Annotated in this window: 13 protein-coding genes and 2 pseudogenes; 9 read left to right on the forward strand and 6 right to left on the reverse strand. The window is 63.4% G+C overall.

Going from position 1 to position 18,688, the window contains the following annotated elements:
- Nucleotides 1-212: 212 nt before the first annotated feature.
- The 6 genes from B0G76_RS11135 (at nt 213) to B0G76_RS11160 (ending at nt 9,693) form a co-directional block, all read left to right on the forward strand.
- Nucleotides 213-803 (forward strand): DUF2760 domain-containing protein, encoded by a 591-nt coding sequence (locus B0G76_RS11135; RefSeq protein ID WP_120292092.1) that lies wholly within the window; start codon nt 213-215, stop codon nt 801-803.
- Nucleotides 800-2,659 (forward strand): Hsp70 family protein, encoded by a 1,860-nt coding sequence (locus B0G76_RS11140; protein ID WP_120292094.1) that lies wholly within the window; start codon nt 800-802, stop codon nt 2,657-2,659. The genes B0G76_RS11135 and B0G76_RS11140 overlap by 4 nt, the downstream gene beginning before the upstream one ends.
- Nucleotides 2,656-5,511 (forward strand): Hsp70 family protein, encoded by a 2,856-nt coding sequence (locus tag B0G76_RS11145; RefSeq protein WP_183082026.1) that lies wholly within the window; start codon nt 2,656-2,658, stop codon nt 5,509-5,511. Before B0G76_RS11140 ends, B0G76_RS11145 begins: the two co-directional genes overlap by 4 nt.
- A 52-nt stretch (nt 5,512-5,563) precedes the next feature.
- On the forward strand, nt 5,564-6,781 hold the full coding sequence (locus B0G76_RS11150) for an amidohydrolase family protein (RefSeq protein ID WP_183082027.1): 1,218 nt from the start codon (nt 5,564-5,566) through the stop codon (nt 6,779-6,781).
- Between the two features lie 340 nt (nt 6,782-7,121).
- On the forward strand, nt 7,122-9,095 hold the full coding sequence (locus B0G76_RS11155) for an alkyl/aryl-sulfatase (protein WP_259460549.1): 1,974 nt from the start codon (nt 7,122-7,124) through the stop codon (nt 9,093-9,095).
- Nucleotides 9,096-9,132: 37 nt separating this feature from the next.
- Nucleotides 9,133-9,693, forward strand: coding sequence for a hypothetical protein (locus B0G76_RS11160; RefSeq protein ID WP_120292096.1), 561 nt, complete (start codon nt 9,133-9,135; stop codon nt 9,691-9,693).
- A gap of 154 nt (nt 9,694-9,847) precedes the next feature.
- Here B0G76_RS11160 and phnX read toward each other — a convergent pair whose 3' ends face one another.
- Both phnX and B0G76_RS11170 read right to left on the reverse strand, forming a co-directional pair.
- A complete protein-coding gene (gene phnX / locus B0G76_RS11165; protein ID WP_120292098.1) occupies nt 9,848-10,651 on the reverse strand; it encodes a phosphonoacetaldehyde hydrolase in 804 nt (267 codons plus the stop codon).
- Nucleotides 10,652-10,709: 58 nt separating this feature from the next.
- Nucleotides 10,710-11,940 (reverse strand): annotated as a pseudogene (locus B0G76_RS11170) (2-aminoethylphosphonate--pyruvate transaminase).
- A 119-nt stretch (nt 11,941-12,059) separates the two neighbouring features.
- On the opposite strand from B0G76_RS11170, the gene B0G76_RS11175 reads away from it, so the two are divergent.
- Nucleotides 12,060-12,941: a LysR substrate-binding domain-containing protein gene (locus B0G76_RS11175; RefSeq protein WP_120292100.1), complete on the forward strand. Its 882-nt coding sequence runs from the start codon at nt 12,060-12,062 to the stop codon at nt 12,939-12,941.
- Nucleotides 12,942-13,074: 133 nt separating this feature from the next.
- On the opposite strand, the gene B0G76_RS11180 is transcribed toward B0G76_RS11175, so the two are convergent.
- Nucleotides 13,075-13,821, reverse strand: coding sequence for a glucose 1-dehydrogenase (locus B0G76_RS11180; RefSeq protein WP_120292102.1), 747 nt, complete (start codon nt 13,819-13,821; stop codon nt 13,075-13,077).
- A gap of 381 nt (nt 13,822-14,202) precedes the next feature.
- On the opposite strand from B0G76_RS11180, the gene B0G76_RS11185 reads away from it, so the two are divergent.
- Nucleotides 14,203-15,180, forward strand: a complete 978-nt coding sequence (locus B0G76_RS11185) for a PDR/VanB family oxidoreductase (RefSeq protein WP_120292104.1) — start codon at nt 14,203-14,205, stop codon at nt 15,178-15,180.
- A gap of 81 nt (nt 15,181-15,261) precedes the next feature.
- On the opposite strand, the gene catC is transcribed toward B0G76_RS11185, so the two are convergent.
- The 3 genes and pseudogenes from catC to catB2 form a co-directional block, all read right to left on the reverse strand.
- A complete protein-coding gene (gene catC, locus B0G76_RS11190; RefSeq protein WP_120292106.1) occupies nt 15,262-15,552 on the reverse strand; it encodes a muconolactone Delta-isomerase in 291 nt (96 codons plus the stop codon).
- A gap of 24 nt (nt 15,553-15,576) precedes the next feature.
- A pseudogene (catA, locus tag B0G76_RS11195) lies at nt 15,577-16,484 on the reverse strand (catechol 1,2-dioxygenase).
- 51 nt (nt 16,485-16,535) lie between these two features.
- On the reverse strand, nt 16,536-17,693 hold the full coding sequence (gene catB2 / locus B0G76_RS11200; protein WP_120292107.1) for a muconate cycloisomerase CatB2: 1,158 nt from the start codon (nt 17,691-17,693) through the stop codon (nt 16,536-16,538).
- A gap of 102 nt (nt 17,694-17,795) precedes the next feature.
- On the opposite strand from catB2, the gene B0G76_RS11205 reads away from it, so the two are divergent.
- A complete protein-coding gene (locus B0G76_RS11205; protein WP_120292109.1) occupies nt 17,796-18,683 on the forward strand; it encodes a LysR family transcriptional regulator in 888 nt (295 codons plus the stop codon).
- Nucleotides 18,684-18,688: the final 5 nt, after the last annotated feature.

An 18,688-nucleotide genomic window follows, 5' to 3' on the forward strand; every position in this document is an offset into this window, starting at 1 on the left:
CGCTTAGGGCGCGCGACAAGGCAAAATACGGGTTTTGCACACGCGGAACGCGCTACGAAACCGGATAAATCAGACGTCGGCGGCTTGCCCGCCGCCGATCCTTGCCATCACTCATTGCGACGGGCCCGGCAAGCCAATCCGGCATGCCGGGCCCGTCGCGTGCGGCGCAGCCAGGACAGCTCGTCCTTTAACAGAGCCCCTCAGGAGCATTCATGACCGATTCGAACCCCTCATTCCTCGGCAGGATTTCACTTGCCGTCAGCACGTTTTTCAGCATCCTCGGCGATGGCGAATTCGCCGCCGGGGTATTGCGTCTGCGCAATGGTGCCGCCGCCGCGAGCGCTACACCTGCTGCTGCGCCCAAGCCCGCGCCTGCCGCCGCACCGGCTCCCGCACCCCAGCCCGCACCCACGCTGAAGGAAGCGAGCCCGGACGCCGCGCTCCAGTTGCTCGGCCTGCTGCAACGCGACGCGCGCTTCATCGATTTCGTCGAAGAAGACATCAAGGGTTATAGCGACGCCGACATCGGCGCCGCCGCGCGCCTCGTGCACGACGGCTGCCGCGCGACGTTGCGCGAGCATTTCACGATCCGTCCGGTGCGCGACGAAGCAGAAGGCAGCCGCGTGACGCTCGCCGAAGGTTTCGACGCCACCTCGGTTCGCCTGACCGGCAATGTGGTCGGCAAGGCGCCGTTTAACGGCAGCATCAGTCACCGCGGCTGGCGTGTCGACGAAGTGCGTCTGCCGAAGCTGACGGGCAGCCACAACGCCCGCGTGATCGCACCGGCCGAGGTGGAGCTATGAGCGACGCACGCGAATCTCGCTATTCGATCGGTATCGACCTGGGCACGACGCACTGCGCGCTGTCCTACGTGGACACCACCGCCAGCGACGGTGAAAAAACCGCCCAGGGCGTGTTGCCGGTCGCGCAACTCACGGGCCCCGGCGCGATCGACAACCTCGATCTGTTGCCCTCATTCCTCTACCTGCCGCATCCGGACGAACTCGCCTCGGGCGACCTGTACCTGCCGTGGACCGGCCAGCGCGAATTCGCGGTCGGCGAGTTTGCCCGCAGCCGCGGCGCAGCCACACCGATCCGGCTCGTGTCGAGCGCCAAGAGCTGGCTGTGCCATCCGGGTGTCGACCGTCGCGCGGCGATTCTGCCGAACGACGCGCCGCCTGAAGTCGCGCGCGTTTCGCCGCTCGAAAGCTCGGTGCGCTATCTGACGCATCTGCGCGAAGCGTGGGACCACGCGCATCCGGACGCGCCGTTCAGCCAGCAGGACATTACGGTGACGATCCCCGCATCGTTCGATCCGGCCGCGCGCGAGTTGACCGCCGAAGCCGCCGAGGCCGCCGGTTACGGCCGCATGACGCTGCTCGAAGAACCGCAAGCCGCGCTGTATAGCTGGATTCAGAAGAGCGGCGGCCAGTGGCGCAAGCAGGTCAAGGTCGGCGACATCATTCTCGTGGTCGACGTGGGCGGCGGGACGACCGACCTCTCGCTGATCGCCGTGATCGAACGCGAAGGTAACCTCGAACTGCATCGCGTCGCGGTCGGCGAACACATTCTGCTGGGCGGCGACAACATGGATCTCGCACTCGCTCACGGGGTCGCACGCAAGCTTGCGGCACAAGGCACCCAGGCCGACGCGTGGCAATTGCGCGCGCTCACCTATGCCTGCCGCTCGGCGAAGGAAACGCTGCTCAGCGATCCGTCGACCGATACCGTGCCGCTCGTCGTGCCGAGCCGCGGGTCGAAACTGATCGGCGGATCGATCCGCACCGAGCTCACGCGCGCGGAGTTGACCCAGACGATTCTCGAAGGCTTCTTCCCGCAGGTGGAGAGTGCGGCGCGGCCAGTGAGCCGCGCGCGTGCCGGTCTGACGCAACTCGGCCTGCCGTATGCACAGGACGCGGGCATCACGCGGCATCTGGCGGCCTTCCTTGGCCGTCAGGTGGGCGCGCTCGCCGAACTCGAAGGCTTGCGCGATATCGCCACCGCGGAAGGCGCGAGCTTCCTGCATCCCACCGCCGTGCTTTTCAACGGCGGCGTGTTCAAGTCGCCGCTGCTGGTCGAGCGGATCATGGGCACACTTAATAGCTGGCTCGCCGCCGAAGGCGCACGGCCAGCGCGCCTGCTCGAAGGCGCCGATCTCGATCTCGCTGTCGCCCGCGGCGCGGCCTATTACGGCTATGTGCGGCGCGGCCAGGGCGTGCGCATTCGCGGCGGCACGGCACGCGCGTACTACATCGCGATCGAATCGGCGATGCCCGCCGTGCCCGGTCTCGAACCACCGATTCAGGCGCTGTGCGTCGCGCCGTTCGGCATGGAAGAAGGTACGGACACCGAACTGCCGGCGCAGGAGTTCGGGCTGGTCGTCGGCGAGCCGGTGCACTTCCGCTTCTTTGGATCGTCGGTGCGCCGTCAGGATCAGGTCGGCACACTGCTCGATTTCTGGGGTCCGGAAGAACTTCAGGAACTCGAAGAAATTCAGGCGACACTGCCGTCCGCCGGCCGCACTGCCGGTGAAGTCGTGCCCGTGAAGCTGCACGCGCGCGTGACGGAAGCCGGCACGCTCGAACTCGAAGCCGTGCCGCGCGGTACCGACGAGCGTTGGAAGGTCGAGTTCGACGTGCGCGGCGGCGCCAATGCATGACCGAGATGAAGCGCTACAGCGTCGGCATTGATCTCGGCACCAGTAACACGGTGCTGGCTTACGCCGCGACGGGCTCGCAGGACATTCGCGTGTTCGAGATCGATCAGCTGGTGAGTCTCGGCGAAGTCGCCACGCGGCCGCTCCTGCCTTCGGTGCGGTACCACGCGGCGCCTGGCGAGCTGAGTGCGGGCGATTTGCAGTTGCCCTGGCGTGCAGAAGATAGTTCGAACGCTGGCGAAGCGAATCAGGCTGTTGTGATCGGCCGGCTCGCTCGCGCGCTCGGCGGCCAGGTGCCCGGGCGGCTCGTAACGAGCGCGAAGAGCTGGCTGTCGCACGCGTCGGTGGACCGGGTCGCGCCGATCCTGCCGTGGGGCGCCGCGGACGATGTCCGCAAGGTCTCGCCGGTCGAAGCCAGCGCGAGCTATCTGGCGCACGTGCGGGCGGCCTGGAATCAGCGCTTTCCGGACGCGCCACTCGAAGCGCAGGACGTCGTGCTGACGGTGCCTGCTTCTTTCGACGAAGGCGCGCGAGCGCTGACCGTGGAAGCGGCGCGTATGGCGGGCCTGCCCACGTTAAGGCTGCTGGAAGAGCCGCAAGCCGCGTTCTACGACTGGCTGTTTCATCATCGCGAGCGCCTCGCAACCGAACTGTCGGACGCACGGCTCGTGCTGATCTGCGACGTGGGCGGCGGCACCACCGACCTCACGCTGATCGAAGTCGGCATGCGCGACGGAGAGCCTGTGCTCACACGGATCGGCGTGGGCAACCATCTGATGCTCGGCGGCGACAACATGGATCTCGCGCTCGCGCATCGCGTCGAAGCGCGCTTGCCTCAAGCAGGCAACGAACGCACGCGTTTGTCGGCGGCGAGTCTGTCGCAACTGGTCGAGCGTTGCCGCGGCGCGAAAGAACAATTGCTCGGCCCGCACGCGCCGGAGTCCGCTTCGATCACGCTGCTCGGCGCCGGCTCGAAGCTGATCGGCGGCGCGCGCACGGCGCAGGTCACGCGCGAGGAAGTCGAGCAGATCATCGTCGACGGATTCTTTCCCGCGGTGGCATCGCACGAACGGCCCGGAAGGCCGCGTGGCGCGATCGTCGAGTTCGGCCTGCCCTATGCCACCGATGCCGCCGTCACGCGTCATATCGCGGCGTTTCTGAGCCGCTTCGCGGCGCAGTCGCGTAAGGCGCTGGGTTCGCCTGAGCAAGCTTCAGAGTCCGTCGAAGGTAACGAACCTCTGCCCATACCCGACACGCTGCTGCTGAACGGCGGCGTGTTTCGCGCCGAGTCGCTCACGCGGCGCCTGGCCAGCACCTTGGGCACATGGCGGGGCGCGCCGCTCAACGTTCTGCACAACGACAATCCCGACGTCGCCGTGGCGCGCGGCGCGGTCGCTTATGCTCTTGCCCGCGCGGGCCAGGCGCCGAAAATCGGTGGCGGCTCCGCACGCAGTTATTTTCTCGTGCTGGACGAAACCGATGCCGGCGAGCGCGGCGCCGAGCCGGCGCAACGCGGCATCTGCCTGCTGCCGCGCGGCACCGAAGAAGGCCACGAGATCAGGATCGAAGACCGTACGTTCGCGCTGCGCCTCGGCCACCCCGTGCGCTTTCACCTGGCCTCTTCAAGCGCGGACACGATCTATCAACCCGGCGAACTGATCGATCTTGCACAAGGCGACTTCGTCCGGCTGCCACCGATCGCGACGATCGTGCAAGCGCGCGGCGCGAGTCCGTCGCGCGGCGAAACCGCGGTACAGATCGCCACTTCCATCACGGAAGTCGGCACGCTGGACGTGCACTGCATCGAACTCGACAATCCGGCCCAGCGCTGGCTGCTCGAATTCCAGTTGCGCCGCGCAGATGCTCAGGTGAACCTGTCCGCGGATCCGGCACAAGCCCGGCACCCCGCCCTCGATGAAGCGATCGACCATATCGACCGATGCTTCGGCTCACGCGTGCAAAAAGTCGATCCCAAGGAAATCAAACGCCTGCGCTCGCAACTCGAACATCTGCTCGGACCACGCGACGGTTGGAACAGCGCGCTGCTGCGAGAACTGTTCGGTGCGCTGTGGGAACGCGCGCGTCGCCGGCGGCGCTCGGCGGACCACGAGCGCTCGTGGCTGAATCTGGCCGGCTATTGCGTGCGGCCGGGCTTCGGCTATCCGCTCGACGGATGGCGTGTCGAACAACTCTGGTCGCTCTTCGACGACGGCATCCAGTACGTCAACGAAAGCCAGGTCTGGTCGGAATGGTGGACGCTCTGGCGCCGGGCGGCGGGTGGCCTCGACGAAAGCGCGCAACTGCGCGTGCTCGACGCCATGGCCTATCTGCAAACGGCCGCGCAATCGCGCCACAAGCTGCCGTTCGACGTGTCGAAAACCGGCTTCACCGACATGGTCCGGCTGAGCGCTTCGCTCGAACGCGTTCCGGTCGAACGCAAGATCGAGCTCGGCGAGTCGGTGCTCACGCGGCTGAAGAAGCCCGCCGAAAACCATCAGAGCTGGTGGGCGGTCGGCCGCATCGGTGCGCGTAGGCCGTTCTATGGCAGCGCGCATAGTGTCGTGCCGCCGGACATCGCGGCACAATGGCTGAGCGCCGTCCTCGCGCTCGACTGGAAGAAGGTCGACCCCGCGGCGTTCGCGGCCGTGCAGATCGCCCGCATGACCGGCGACCGCTCGCGCGATCTGCCCGAAGCGTTGCGCCAGACGGTGGTGCGCCGGCTCGAAGCGGCCAATGCGCCGCGTGCGTGGATAACCATGGTCAACGAGACCGTGGAGCTCGACGACGCCGACGAAGGCCGCGTGTTCGGCGAATCGCTGCCCGCGGGGCTGAAGCTGATAGCGGCAACGCCATGAGCAACCCGCACCAGCGCAACCCGGATTTCTCGCACCACATCCAAACGCTCTTATGACATCGACAGCCCATCATTCCGTGACGAATGCTTTGCTCATTACCGACGTCCGGCAGCCGGACGGTACACGCGTCGACGTATCGATCGCCGACGGCCGCATCGCGGCAATCGGCCCGGACCTGCCGCGTGCGCCCGGTGTCGCGCACGAAGACGGCGCGGGTGCGCTGCTGCTGCCGGGATTCGTCGAAGGCCATACGCACCTCGACAAAACCACCTGGGGCATGGACTGGTATCGCAATGAGGTCGGCCCGAAACTGACAGATCGCATTGAAAACGAACGGCGCTGGCGCGCGGAAAGCGGCCATGACGCGGGCGCACAATCGCTTGCGCTGGCCCGCGCGTTCATGCAGGCCGGCACGACGCGTCTGCGCACCCACGTCGATATCGATACCGACGCGGGCCTGCGTCATCTGGAAGGCGTACGCGCCACGCGCGAGCGTTTGCGCGATGTGCTCGATATGCAGATCGTCGCGTTCCCGCAGTCGGGCCTGCTCGGCCGTCCCGGCACGGACGCGCTGCTCGATCGCGCGCTGAGCGAAGGCGCAGACGTGCTCGGCGCGCTCGATCCCGCGTTGATCGACGGCGATCCGGTTGCGTCGCTGAACCTGACCTTCGACATCGCAAACCGCCATCACAAACCGATCGACATTCATCTTCACGAACCCGGTGAAATCGGCGCGTTCACGCTCGGTCTGCTGCTCGACCGTGTCGCCGCACTCGGCATGCAAGGGCATGTGGTGGTCAGTCACGCGTTCTGTCTCGGCGCGTTGCCGGAGCGCGAACGCGATGCCTTGCTCGCGCGGCTTGCCGACCTTCGTGTGGCACTCCTGACGACTGCCCCACCTTCGACACCGGTGCCGCCGCTCAAGGTCTGCATCGAAAGCGGCGTGACGCTGTTCGGCGGCAACGACGGCGTGCGCGATACGTGGACGCCGTATGGCTCGCCCGACATGCTCGAACGCGCCATGCTGATCGGCATGCGCTACGGCCTGCGCCGCGACGACGATCTCGCGATTGCGTTCGAGTGTGTCAGCACCACCGCTGCTCAAGGCTGCGGATTCACCGACTACGGCTTGCATCCTGGCGCGCGTGCCGATCTCGTCCTGCTCGATGCGGACACGCTCGCCCACGCAATCGTCGCACGGCCGCAACGCAAGTTGGTAATGGCCAACGGCTGCATCGTCGCGCGCAACGGCGCAGGCCTCGGCATCTGAAATCTGATTCGCGTGCTGCGCTGAATTACGCGCCGCGCATCCTCGCGTTAATGCTCAATGAATACGCCGTGCTCGATGGAAACGTCACGGTCTCGCTCGCCTATCCAAACCTTCATATCGCGTTCAGGTAAAAATTTCACAAGGTCATTGCGTGCCCTCGTCACTTTGACTAGGATTGTCGCGCGAACAATCGCTCGCGGAAAGTAAAAGCCCCTTAGGCCATGCGCCGACGGGACGTCAGGGAAACATGGAGGTAGGTCTATGTCCGACGAGAATAATCAGTCTTCCGCATCAAAACACCGAGGATTTTTGAAGGGTATTGTTTCAGTAGGTATCGCAAGTGGGATCGGCACTGTCGCCGGAGACGCACTGGCACAAACCGCAGGCGGCCCGACCGCCAGCGGCATCGGATTCAGGCCCCCCCACCAAGGCCACCAAAGAGGCCAACGCCGTTTATGCTAATCAGCTAGCTTTTAACGACACGCAAGATTTTCAGGACGCAAGCCGCGGCCTGATCGCCACCTTGCCTGAGGGCGTGATCCCCAGTTCAAAGGGCGGCGCAGCCTGGGACCTCGGGCAGTTCGCCTTTGTTAAGGGCGGCCCGGAAAATAACTCACCCGATTCCGTGAACCCCAGCTTGTGGCGTAACGCCAAGCTGAATATGAATCACGGTCTGCTCGAAGTGGTCGACGGCATCTGGCAGGTGCGCGGCTACGATCTTTCAGTCATGAGCATCATCCGCGGCGACACCGGCTGGATCGTGATCGATCCGCTGATGACCGCCGACGTATCCAGCGTAGTGTGGAAACAACTCGTTGTTCCGCACCTTGGCGACAAGCCGATCACGCACGTTATCTACACGCATAGTCACGCCGATCACTACGGTGGCATCCGCGGCATTGTCGACGAAGCCGATCTGAAAGCAGGCAAGGTCAAGATCTACGCACCGGCCGGTTTCACCGAAGCCGCGGTGGGCGAAAACGTGATTGCCGGCAATGCCATGAGCCGCCGCGCCGCCTACATGTACGGCAATCTGCTGCCGCGCGGCCCCGCCGGCGTGGTGGATGCAGGGCTCGGCAAGACCACGTCGATCGGCGCGATCACGCTGCTCGTGCCAACCGACTTCGCCACCTCAACCGGACAAAAGCTGGTGATGGACGGTGTCGAGATGGTCGTCATCATGGCGCCGGAATCCGAAGCGCCGTCGGAATTCATATTCTACATTCCGAAGTACAAGGCGTTCTGCGCGGCCGAAGACGCGACCCATACGCTGCACAACATCTACACGCTGCGCGGCGCCAAGGTGCGTGACGCGTTGTTGTGGTCGAAGTATCTGCAGGCCGCCATCGACATGTTCGGCAGCGACATGCAGGTCCTGTTCGCGTCGCACTACTGGCCGACCTGGGGCAACGAGCGGATCATCGCGTTCCTGAAAGTCCAGCGCGACATGTACCGCTACCTTCACGACCAGACCATGCGGCTCGCCAACACGGGCTACACGCCGCTGGAAATTGCGGACTCGCTGCGCCTGCCCGATTCGCTGGCCAAGCAATGGTATTGCCGCAGTTATTACGGCACGGTGTTTCATGACCTCGTGGCGCAATACAACTTGCGGCTCGGTTTCTTCGACGGTGTGCCGGCGAATCTGCACCGCTTGCCACCGGTCGAGAACGGCAAGCGTTATGTCGAGTTCATGGGTGGCTCGGCCGCTGTGCTGCACAAGGCACAAGCGTATTACGACAAGGGCGACTATCGTTGGGTCGCCGAAGTGGTGAACCACGTCGTGTTCGCCGACCCGCAGAACGTGGCCGCCAAACACATGCTCGCCGATGCCTACGAGCAGATGGGCTACCAGTCGGAAGCGTCGAGCTGGCGCAACTTCTATCTGACCGGCGCGATGGAATTGCGCAACGGCGTGCACAAGGTGCCGTTCGGCAGTTCGCAAAGCCCCGACACGATCAAGGCGATGCCGCTCGAAATGTTCCTCGACTATCAGGGCGTGCGTCTGAACGCCGAACGGGCGGCCGGCAAGAGCATCTCGTTCAACTTCGTCATGACCGACACGAAGGAAAACTACGTGGTCGGCGTCGAGAATTCCGCGCTTCACTATTCGAAGGACCGCACGTCGAATACCGCGGATGCTACCGTCACCATGACGCGCTCGGATCTGAACGACGTCATGATGGGTAATTCCTCGATGGAGAAACTCGTCATGAGCGGCAAGGCGAAACTGACGGGCGATACGAAGAAGCTTGGCGAATTCGTGTCGTGGCTCGACAACTTCGACTTCTGGTTCAACATCGTCACGCCCTGAACCCCATGCAGTATCTGACTACAGGACGGACAAGACGATGTGCGCCATCTGCGAACTGAAGCTCGAATTCAACGTCGATCATCCGCTGGCCCTCTCGGTGGCGGTGGCGACACGCAACGCCATCGACGTGGGCACGCTGCCGGAGAGCCTGCTGGATGGGGCCTTGAGCAACGCGAAGATGCGCGTTGCCGCTGTCGACGCATTGCAGGTCCTGACCGCCCGGCTCGAAGCATCGAAGCCGGTCAGCGAGTTGCTGGCGCTGCCGGATTTCTATGTTCTGCTGATCGAAATCGGTACGTGGGGATTTTTCCACGCCACCGGGAACGGCTTCGATTCGGACATCACGCCCGAGGCGCCCGATGTGACGTCGAACGATCAGGCCGACCGTGACATCGTATTCGTGACGTCGGAGACGACGTTGCGGGCGGTGCTCGATGGGCGGTTGTCGATCGACGCGGCGTTTGACGGCGATCTGGTCATGCTCGACGCGGGCGCGGACCACACGGCGCAGCTTCGCGCCGTGTTGAACGACGCGCTTGTGACAGAAGCGACGGGCGCATCGATTTGGGATGACGTGCCCGTGCAGAAGATCGCGTGAAGGAAGTTGTTTCTCTACTGATGTGACGGTGGGGCTGCTGATGTGAGTGTACCCATATGAGTAGCCCTGCCAGCAGCCCTACTCGACCCGCTTTTCTGGCTTTTCACGCAACTAGCAACGGCCCTTCAAGCCGGTCGATATCACCCCGATCAACTCAAGGCCGCTCGCCTCGCGCCAATCGCGCATCGATCTCACGCACGACAGGCATCAGGTCAGCCACGCTATCGATCACATAATGCGCCCCGGCGGCCTTTAACTTCTGAATCGCCACCTTGCGCCGCCATGCAAATTCATCCGGCGCCAACGCCTTGACGTCGTCTTCGGCCATGCCAAAAGCATTCCCGCTCACGGCGACACCCACCGCCCACGTGCCGCCATTGATCCCTTCCTCGATGCCGACCTCGGTGTCGTCAACCTTGATCGCATCCTTCGCGCGCCATACACCCAGTTCCGGCAACGTCTTGTAGATCATGTAGGGCGACGGACGTCCTTCCGGCGTGTCACCGGTACACACAATGCTATCCGGCGAAAACCCCTGGGCCGCCGCGCCCGGCACGATCTCGGCCATGATCTCGCGCGTATAGCCGGTGGTCGTGCCGATCCTGATGTCGTCGCTGCGCAGCGCGCTTGCCACTTCCCCCACGCCCGGAATCACCGAGCTGTAGCTCGCTGCCACCGCAATGTTCTTCGGCACGAAGACGTCATACACCGCGTCGATGTCCGCTTCGCCCGGCATGCGGCCATACTTGTCGGCCCAGGCTTGCGACACGCGCGGCAACGCCATCAGCGCCGCGATATGCGGGCGCTTGGCCATCCCCATCGGGCCGCGCGCTTCGTCGATCGTGATCGCGACGCCGAACTCCTCGAACGTCTCGACAAACGCGCCCATCGGCGCCAGCGAACCATAATCGACCACGGTACCGGCCCAGTCGAAAATCACTGCTTTAACGTGTTTCATTTACTTCGATTCCCAGAAGGTTTAAAGCTCGCGCAACGTGCCGCGCGGGGTACTCTGATTACGCCGCTTCGGCCAAGGTCTTGCGTTCTTCTATCGCCAGCGCAGGCGGCGCGGCCTGGTCGACGCCCATCGCCTGCAACGACTGCGCGCAGGCCTGCACCACACGCCGCATCACGTGCTCATCCACCTGACCGATGCAGCCGATACGGAAGCTGTCCACCACCGTCAGCTTGCCCGGATAGATGATGAAACCCTGCTCCTTCATCAATTCATAGAAGCGCTCGAACTTGAACGACGGATGCGCCGGCGCGAAAAAACGTGACGATGATCGGCGAGCGCCAACGTGCATTGAGCAGCGGCTCGAAGCCAAGTTCATGCATGCCCGCGACCAGCACGTCGCGATTGTTCGCATAACGCGCGAGACGTCCGGCCTTGCCGCCTTCGAGCTTGTGCAGACGCAATGCCTCGATAAACGCGGCGACCGTGTGCGTCGGCGGCGTGAAGCGCCATTGACCCGTACGGTTCATCACATCCCACTGGTCGTACACGTCGAGGGAGAGCGAGTGGCTGCGGCCCTTGGCCTCCTGCAACGCGCGCTTGCGGGCGATCACGAAACCGAAACCGGGCACGCCCTCGATGCATTTGTTCGCCGACGACACGAAGGCCTCGCACGCAATCCGATTCACGTCGAGCGGCACCGCACCGAATGCGCTCATCGAGTCGATCAGCAGCTTGCGACCTTTTTTTGCGGTGGCGGCGGCGATTTCTTCGATCGGATTGAGAATCCCGGAGCTGGTTTCGCAATGCACGGCAACCACATGCGTGATGCGCGGATCGGCGTCCAGCATGCTTTCGACTTCGGCGCCGCGCGGCGGCAGGTAGTCGCCCTTATCGAGCACCGTACAGGCACGGCCGAGATAACCGAGGGTCGTCGCGATGCGCTTGCCGTAGGCGCCGTTGGCCAGCACCAGGGCGTGGCCGTCGCGCGGAATCAGGCTGCCGAGCATCGCTTCGACGCAATAGCTGCCGCTGCCCTGAAGCGGCACGCAGTCGTATTCGCCGGCGGTGTCGCCGGCAATCTCCAGCAGGCTGCGGCGCAGTTGGGCGGTCATCGCGCGGAAGTCGCCGTCCCACGAGCCCCAGTCGCGCAGCATCGCTTCTTTGGTCGAGAACGCCGTGGTCAGCGGGCCCGGGGTCAACAGATAGGGCTCGCCCTTCGCCGGCGCGGCACACGTCACGGTTGAAGGTAGGGCGGACCCTGCCGGGGAGCTGTCGATCGCGCTGTCCATGTTCGGAATCTCCGATATCGCTGTTTCGATGCGTGACACAGTACAGAAAGGCCCTCCATCGGTAAAATCGATATAATTGATGCAGGTATCGTAAAAACTTATTTCTCGACGAGGCAGACGTGCAATACGCGCAATTGCGGGCATTTCATGCGGTCGCGGAACATGGCGGGTTTTCCAAAGCGGCGCAGGCGCTGTCGCTCACCCAGCCCGCGGTGTCGGATCACGTGAAGCGGCTGGAGCAGGACCACGGCGTCAAATTGTTTGAGCGCGGCCCGCGCGGCGTCGAAACCACGGAGCTTGGCCTGCGCCTCTTCAGCGTGACGCGGCAGATGCTCAGTTGCGAGCGCGATGCGCGGCAACTGCTCGAATCCGCGGGCGGGCTCGAGTCCGGCTCGCTCTCGCTGGTTGCGGATGCGCCCGATCTGGCGGTCGCGTTGATCGGCGCGTTTCGCAAGCTGCATCCGGGGATCGTCGTGACGCTCTCGATCGCCAATGCCGCGGACTGCATGCAGCGCGTGCTGTCGAGCGCGGTCGATGCCGCCATTACCGCCGCCCCGCAGGTGCACAGCCGGCTCGAGTCGCGCGTGCTGCGGCGCGATCCGCTGGTGGCGATGGTGCCGGCAAGCTATCCGGTGGCGAAGAAACGCAAGCTGAGCTACGCCGAACTCGTGCAGCAGCCGATGATTTTTCGCGAGCCGCAATCGGTCACGCAACAGTTGCTGGAGATCGAATTGGTGCGTGAGTCCTTGCAGGTCGAACCCGCGATGTATGTGGACGGACGTGAAGCGCTGGAGGAAGCGGTCGCGCAAGGCATGGGAGTTGGCGTGATCGCGCGCGCCGAATTCAACGAATCGCGGCGGATCAGAATGATTCCGCTTCAGGATTGTCAGGTGCAGATGATCGAATCGCTCACGCGGCTCGCCGGGCGGCCGGGGTCGAACCTGCTGGACGCGTTGTTTGCGGTGGAGTTAACCGGCGCCGCTGCTGTAACGGCTCAATAAAAAAGTAAGCCGCCGGGCAAGCGCTGCCCGGCGGCTTTTTTATACGGTCCTGAAGCGAAAAGCGTGCGGTGACGCAAGGCCAAACGGCACGTAGCCTCACGACCACACAGCCCCTCGCTACTCGCCCATCCTGTTAGCGCGAACCGCCGCTGGCAATCAGGCTTTCGCCGGTCATCCAGCGCGAGTCGTCGGAGGCGAGGAACACGGCGACATCCGCGATATCGTCAGGTTGACCGATACGGCCAAGCGGTGTTGTGCTGACCGCCCACGCCTCGAAGTCCGAGCCGATGAAGCCGGCAGTATGCGTGCCTTCAGTTTCCACCATGCCTGGATTCACGGAGTTGACACGAATCTTGCGCGGGCCGAGTTCACGTGCTAGCACGCCGGTGATAGCGTCCACCGCGCCCTTGGTGGCCGTATAGACCGCGCTGCCCGGCGGCGTAATGCGGCTGACAACCGAGCTGACGTTCACAATGCTGCCGCCTTCGCCCAGATGCTTCGCCGCCGCTTGCGTAACCAGCAACAGGCCCAGCACGTTCACATTGAACTGCTTATGGAAGTGCTCTTCGGTGATCGCTTCGATCGGTGCCATCTCATACACGCCGGAATTGTTGACGAGCGCGTCGAGGCGGCCATACATTTCGACTGCCGCATCGATGATGCCCTTCGCGTCGGCGGCCTTGGAGACATCGCCTGCAACGGCCACGGCCTTGCCGCCCGCCGCCGTAATTGCGGCGACCACGTCGTCCGCGCCTGCCTTGCTGGACGCGTAGTTCACCACCACCGAGGCGCCCTGCGCCGCCAGTGCCTTCGCAATCGCCGCGCCGATACCTTTCGATGCACCCGTTACAACCGCAACCTTACCTGTGAGCCTGCTCATAATCCTTTCCTTTAGACGAAGTTCGCGCCGACGCGCAATCGCGAAGATTCGCGACGCTGACGCCGATGAAGCGGGAAATGCAGTGGCGCTGTCACTGGACACAATGTAGGCACACAGGCCGCGCGGATAAAGCGGCTGGAGACGAAAAGATACGTCGGATGAGCCGAACAATCGACAAGCCGGTGTCCGAGGATGGCGAGGACGCACGACTGGCGCTGCATTATCAATCAGACTTATTCCACAACCTATTTTTAATCGATTTGCCTGATTGTCGGCTGTTTCATATCCTTGACGCATGACCGGACGCCGCGCAGTGCATGTGGCGACCGCTCCGCTCCTCTTTGTCCTCTTTGTCCTATTTGTCCTTTTGCCGGCAAGATCATGGAAAGAACCTCCTTCAACGTACGCGTCGACAGCGTGCGTGACGAAGCGCACGGCGTGCGCTCGTTCAGCGTCTCGCGTCTGGACGGACAACCGTTCGACGGCTACGAACCCGGCGCGCATATCGACGTTACCGGGCCCTCGGGCATCACGCGGCAATATTCTTTGTGCGGCGACCCGGACCACCGTGAAGCGCACCTGTTTGCGGTGAAGCGTGAAGACGCGTCGCGCGGCGGCTCGCGCTCGCTGCATGACGACGTGACGATAGGCAGCGAGTTGACGATCGGCGCACCGCGAAATCTGTTTCAGCTCGCCACCGGCGCGAGCGAACACATTCTGATTGCAGCGGGCATAGGCGTGACACCGCTATTGAGCATGGCGTACCGGTTGCTCAAGCAGAATCAGCGCTTCGTGTTGCATTATTTCGCGCGCAGTGCGGAGCACGCGGCGTTTTTGCCGTTGCTGTCGCGCACGCCGTTTAGTGACTACGTTCGGCTTCATTTCGGCGTCGAACGGGAACAGCTCGATACGGTGCTGGCCGACTGCGTAGCAGATGCGCGCGAAGGCTCGCACCTCTACACCTGCGGCCCGGCGCCCTTCATGGAGCGTGTGGTGGCAATTGGCGAAAAGCGCCTTGCCGCCGAGGCGATTCACCTTGAACGGTTTGCAGCCGAGCCCGCTTCGGCGGCCAGCGGTGAATCGAACACGCTGGATTCTTTCGAAGTGCGGATCGCCAGCAGCGGTGCAACGGTACACGTGGATAAACACACGACGATCGTCGCGGCATTGGCGTCGATCGGCATCGAAGTCGATACCTCATGTGGTGAAGGTGTGTGCGGGACCTGCATGGTCGACGTGGTGAGCGGCACACCCGAGCATCGCGACCACTGTCTGAGCAAAGCTGAACGAGCCGGCGGCAAGGTGATCTGCTGCTGCGTCTCACGCGCTGCTTCGCCGCTGCTGGTACTCGATCTTTAAGACTCGATTTTCTCTTCAGATCTTCAGGACAAGAAGGTGCTGCATTCGCAGCACCTTCTTGCTTTTATCCTTCCTGCAGCCTTACCGGTCGTCGTCGCGAATCGACGATGCATGCCGGCACAACGCGCGCACTTCGACATCCATATAGGGAAACAGCGGCAACTGGCTCAGCACGTCGTGCAGATGCGCGGGGCTTTCCACGTCGAACACGCTGATATTCGCGTAGCGGCCGGCGATGCGCCACAAGTGCCGCCACACGCCCTCCTGCTGCAGCTTCTGCGACATCGCCTTCTCTTCGGACTTCAGACGCGCGGCGCGCTCCGCGTCCATGTCATGCGGCAAGTTGACGGTCATCTCAACGTGAAACAGCATGCTTGCTCTCCTTTTTCCTGGATCTCAGGCTTCCGCGCGCAGGCGCTCTACTTCCGCGCCCGGCACATTGTCGCGTTCCTTGAACAGCGTGAAGTCGAAATCGATCAAAGCGAACTTACCTTCCACGCCATATGGTTTGCCTTCCGCGCCTTCAGCCTGCTTGACGGCCGGAACGAGGCCGTCGCGCGTGGCGAACGCGAAGTCGTCCCACAGATACGGATCGCCGTCGATGTTGATCTGCGTGGTCAGCTTGCGGCAGCCCGGCGACGATACGAAGAAGTGGATATGCGCCGGACGATGCCCATGACGGCCCAACTGATCCAGCAGCAACTGCGTCTGCCCTTGCGGCGGCACCGAGTAACCCACCGGCACGACGCTGCGGAAGCTGTACTTGCCTTCGGCATCGGTGCGAATCGAGCGGCGCAGATTGAAGGCCGGCTGCGACTTGTCGAAGTACGAGTAGTTGCCGAGGTGATTCGCGTGCCACACTTCGACCAGCGCATTCGCGAGCGGCTGCCGTCTTCGCCGGACACGCGACCGCGCATCACCAGTGTCTGACCGGGATCGGTGCCATCATCCAGTCGCGCATGCCCTTCGAAAACCGGCGCGCCCGCCACATACAACGGTCCTTCGATCGTGCGCGGCGTGCCGCCTTCGATGCCGGCCTTCGCTTCGGCTTCGTCCATGCGCAGATCAAGAAAATGCTCGAAACCGAGACCCGCCGCCAACAGACCAAGCTCACCGCTCTTGCCCGCGTCGCCGAGATAATTCAGCGCGGTCCAGAATTCGGCCGGTTGCACGTCGAGGTCTTCGATCGTGTAGAACAGATCCTGCACGATGCGGTTGACGATCTGCTTCGTGCGCGGATTGCCTTCACGGGTGGCGCTGTCGTTGATTTTCTGCAGCAGCGCGTCGATGGCTTGCTTGTTCATGGGGTATCTCCTTCGTTTAATGTTCGTGGCGGCTAGCGGATGAACCGTCATTCAGTGGGTGATGATGCTTGCGCCCTTCGTCGTATCGCGCCGCAAGTGGTCGATCTTGTCCCAGTCGAGCGCGATGCCAAGACCCGGCCCTTGTGGAAGATGCAAAGCAAAATTCTCGTAGCGCAGCGGTTCAGTGAGAATCTCTTCGGTCAGCAGCAATGGCCCGAACAGTTCAGTGCCCCACTTCAACTCGCCGAAGGTGCTAAAGAGCTGCGCCGAAGCGATCGTGCCCACCGCGCCTTCGAGCATCGTGCCGCCATACAGGTCGATGTTCGCGGCGAGCGCGATTGCCGCCACGCTCGCCGCGCCCGTCAGGCCGCCCGATTGCGCGATCTTGACGGCGAAGACATCGGCCGCACGCGCGCTGGCAAGAGCGAATGCATCGGCTGGGCCGTGCAAGGCTTCGTCGGCCATGATCGGCACCTGAGCGAGATCGGTCAGGCGTTTGAGGCCCGCGCGATTCTCCGCGGCGATCGGCTGTTCGATCAGTGCAATGCCCGCCTCGGCGAAACGCTTGCCGGCCCAGATCGCTTCGGATTCGGTCCATGCCTGGTTCACGTCGACCCGCACTTCACCGCGTCCGTCCAGCGCTTTCTGAATGGCCACCACGTGCGCCACGTCGTCGGCCAACGCGCGCGCGCCGATCTTCAGCTTGAACACGCGATGCCGCTTCGCTTCGAAAACACGCTCGGCTTCGTCGATATCCCGGGTCGTGTCGCCACTCGCGAGCGTCCATGCAACGTCCACCGAATCGCGCACACGCCCGCCGAACAGCTCCGACAGGGGCACACCGAGACGCTGCGCCTGGGCATCGAACAAGGCGGTTTCCACCGCCGATCGGGCAAAGCGGTTGCCTTGAAACAACCCACGCAGTGTCGCCATCGCAGCGCCCGGACGGATCGCGTCCATCTGTTTGAGCAGCGGCGCGAAGTACGTATCGATGTTGACCTTGATACTTTCCGGACTCTCCTCGCCGTAGGCGAGGCCGCCGATGGTCGTGCCCTCGCCCACGCCGATGACGCCGTCAGCGCAGCGAATGCGCACCAGCACGAGCGTCTGGCAGTTCATCGTTGCGACCGAAAGCCGGTGCGGACGAATCGTCGGTACGTCGACGAGAATCGTCTCCACGCTCTCGATCTTCACGGGTGTTGCTATCATTCGTTGCCCTCCTGAACTGCGTTCCTGAGTGCACCATAGTAGAAACAACCCGCGAAGCAGTCCAACACCGATTCCGACTACTTCCATACCTTAGAGGTATGCATGGAACTTCGCCAACTCCGCTATTTCATCGCGGTCGCGGAAGAAATGAACATCACGCGGGCGGCTAACCGCCTGCATATGACGCAGCCGCCACTCAGCCGCCAGATCCAGCAGATCGAGGAAAGCGTTGGCCTGCCACTGTTCGAACGCGGCGCGCGGCCGCTGCGCCTGACCGAAGCCGGCCGGATTTTCTATGCGCAGGCGAAGCGTCTGGTCGACGAAGCCGACGAACTCGCGCCGCTCACGCGGCGCCTCGCGCAACTGGCCGAGCGCATCGTGATCGGCTTTGTGCCGTCCACGCTCTATGGCGCGCTTCCGGCAGTGATCCGCGCGTTTCGTGAGGCCGCGCCGCATATCGAGTTGTCGCTGATCGAGATGTTCACGATCGAGCAACTGACCGCCCTCAAAGGCGGCCGGATCGATGTCGGTTTCGGCCGCCTGCGTTTCGACGACGCGCAACTGGCGCGCGAGGTCCTCGTCGAAGAACGGATGATTGCCGCCCTGCCGCAAGACCATCCGCTCGCCCGCCAGAAGAAGCCGCTGACGCTTGCCCAACTCGCGCAGGAAACGCTGATCGTCTATCCGAGCACGCCGCGGCCAAGCTATGCGGACCAGCAGCTATCGGCAATGCATGACCATGCGCTGGAGCCCAAGGCCGTTCATGAAGTGAGGGAATTGCAAACCGCGCTGGGTCTGGTCGCGGCGCAAGTCGGCGTGTGTCTCGTGCCGGAAAGCGTGGAGGGTTTGCGCGCGCATGGCGTGGTGTACCGGACGGTTCCGGCTGCCAATATCGCGTCGCCGATCATTATGAGCCGCCGCCTGCAGGACGAATCGCCGACTACGACATTACTGTGTTCGCTGGCGCGGGAGCTCTTCAAGCGAGCCTGAAGAAG

This window comes from Paraburkholderia sp. BL23I1N1 (assembly GCF_003610295.1).
GTDB lineage: Bacteria > Pseudomonadota > Gammaproteobacteria > Burkholderiales > Burkholderiaceae > Paraburkholderia.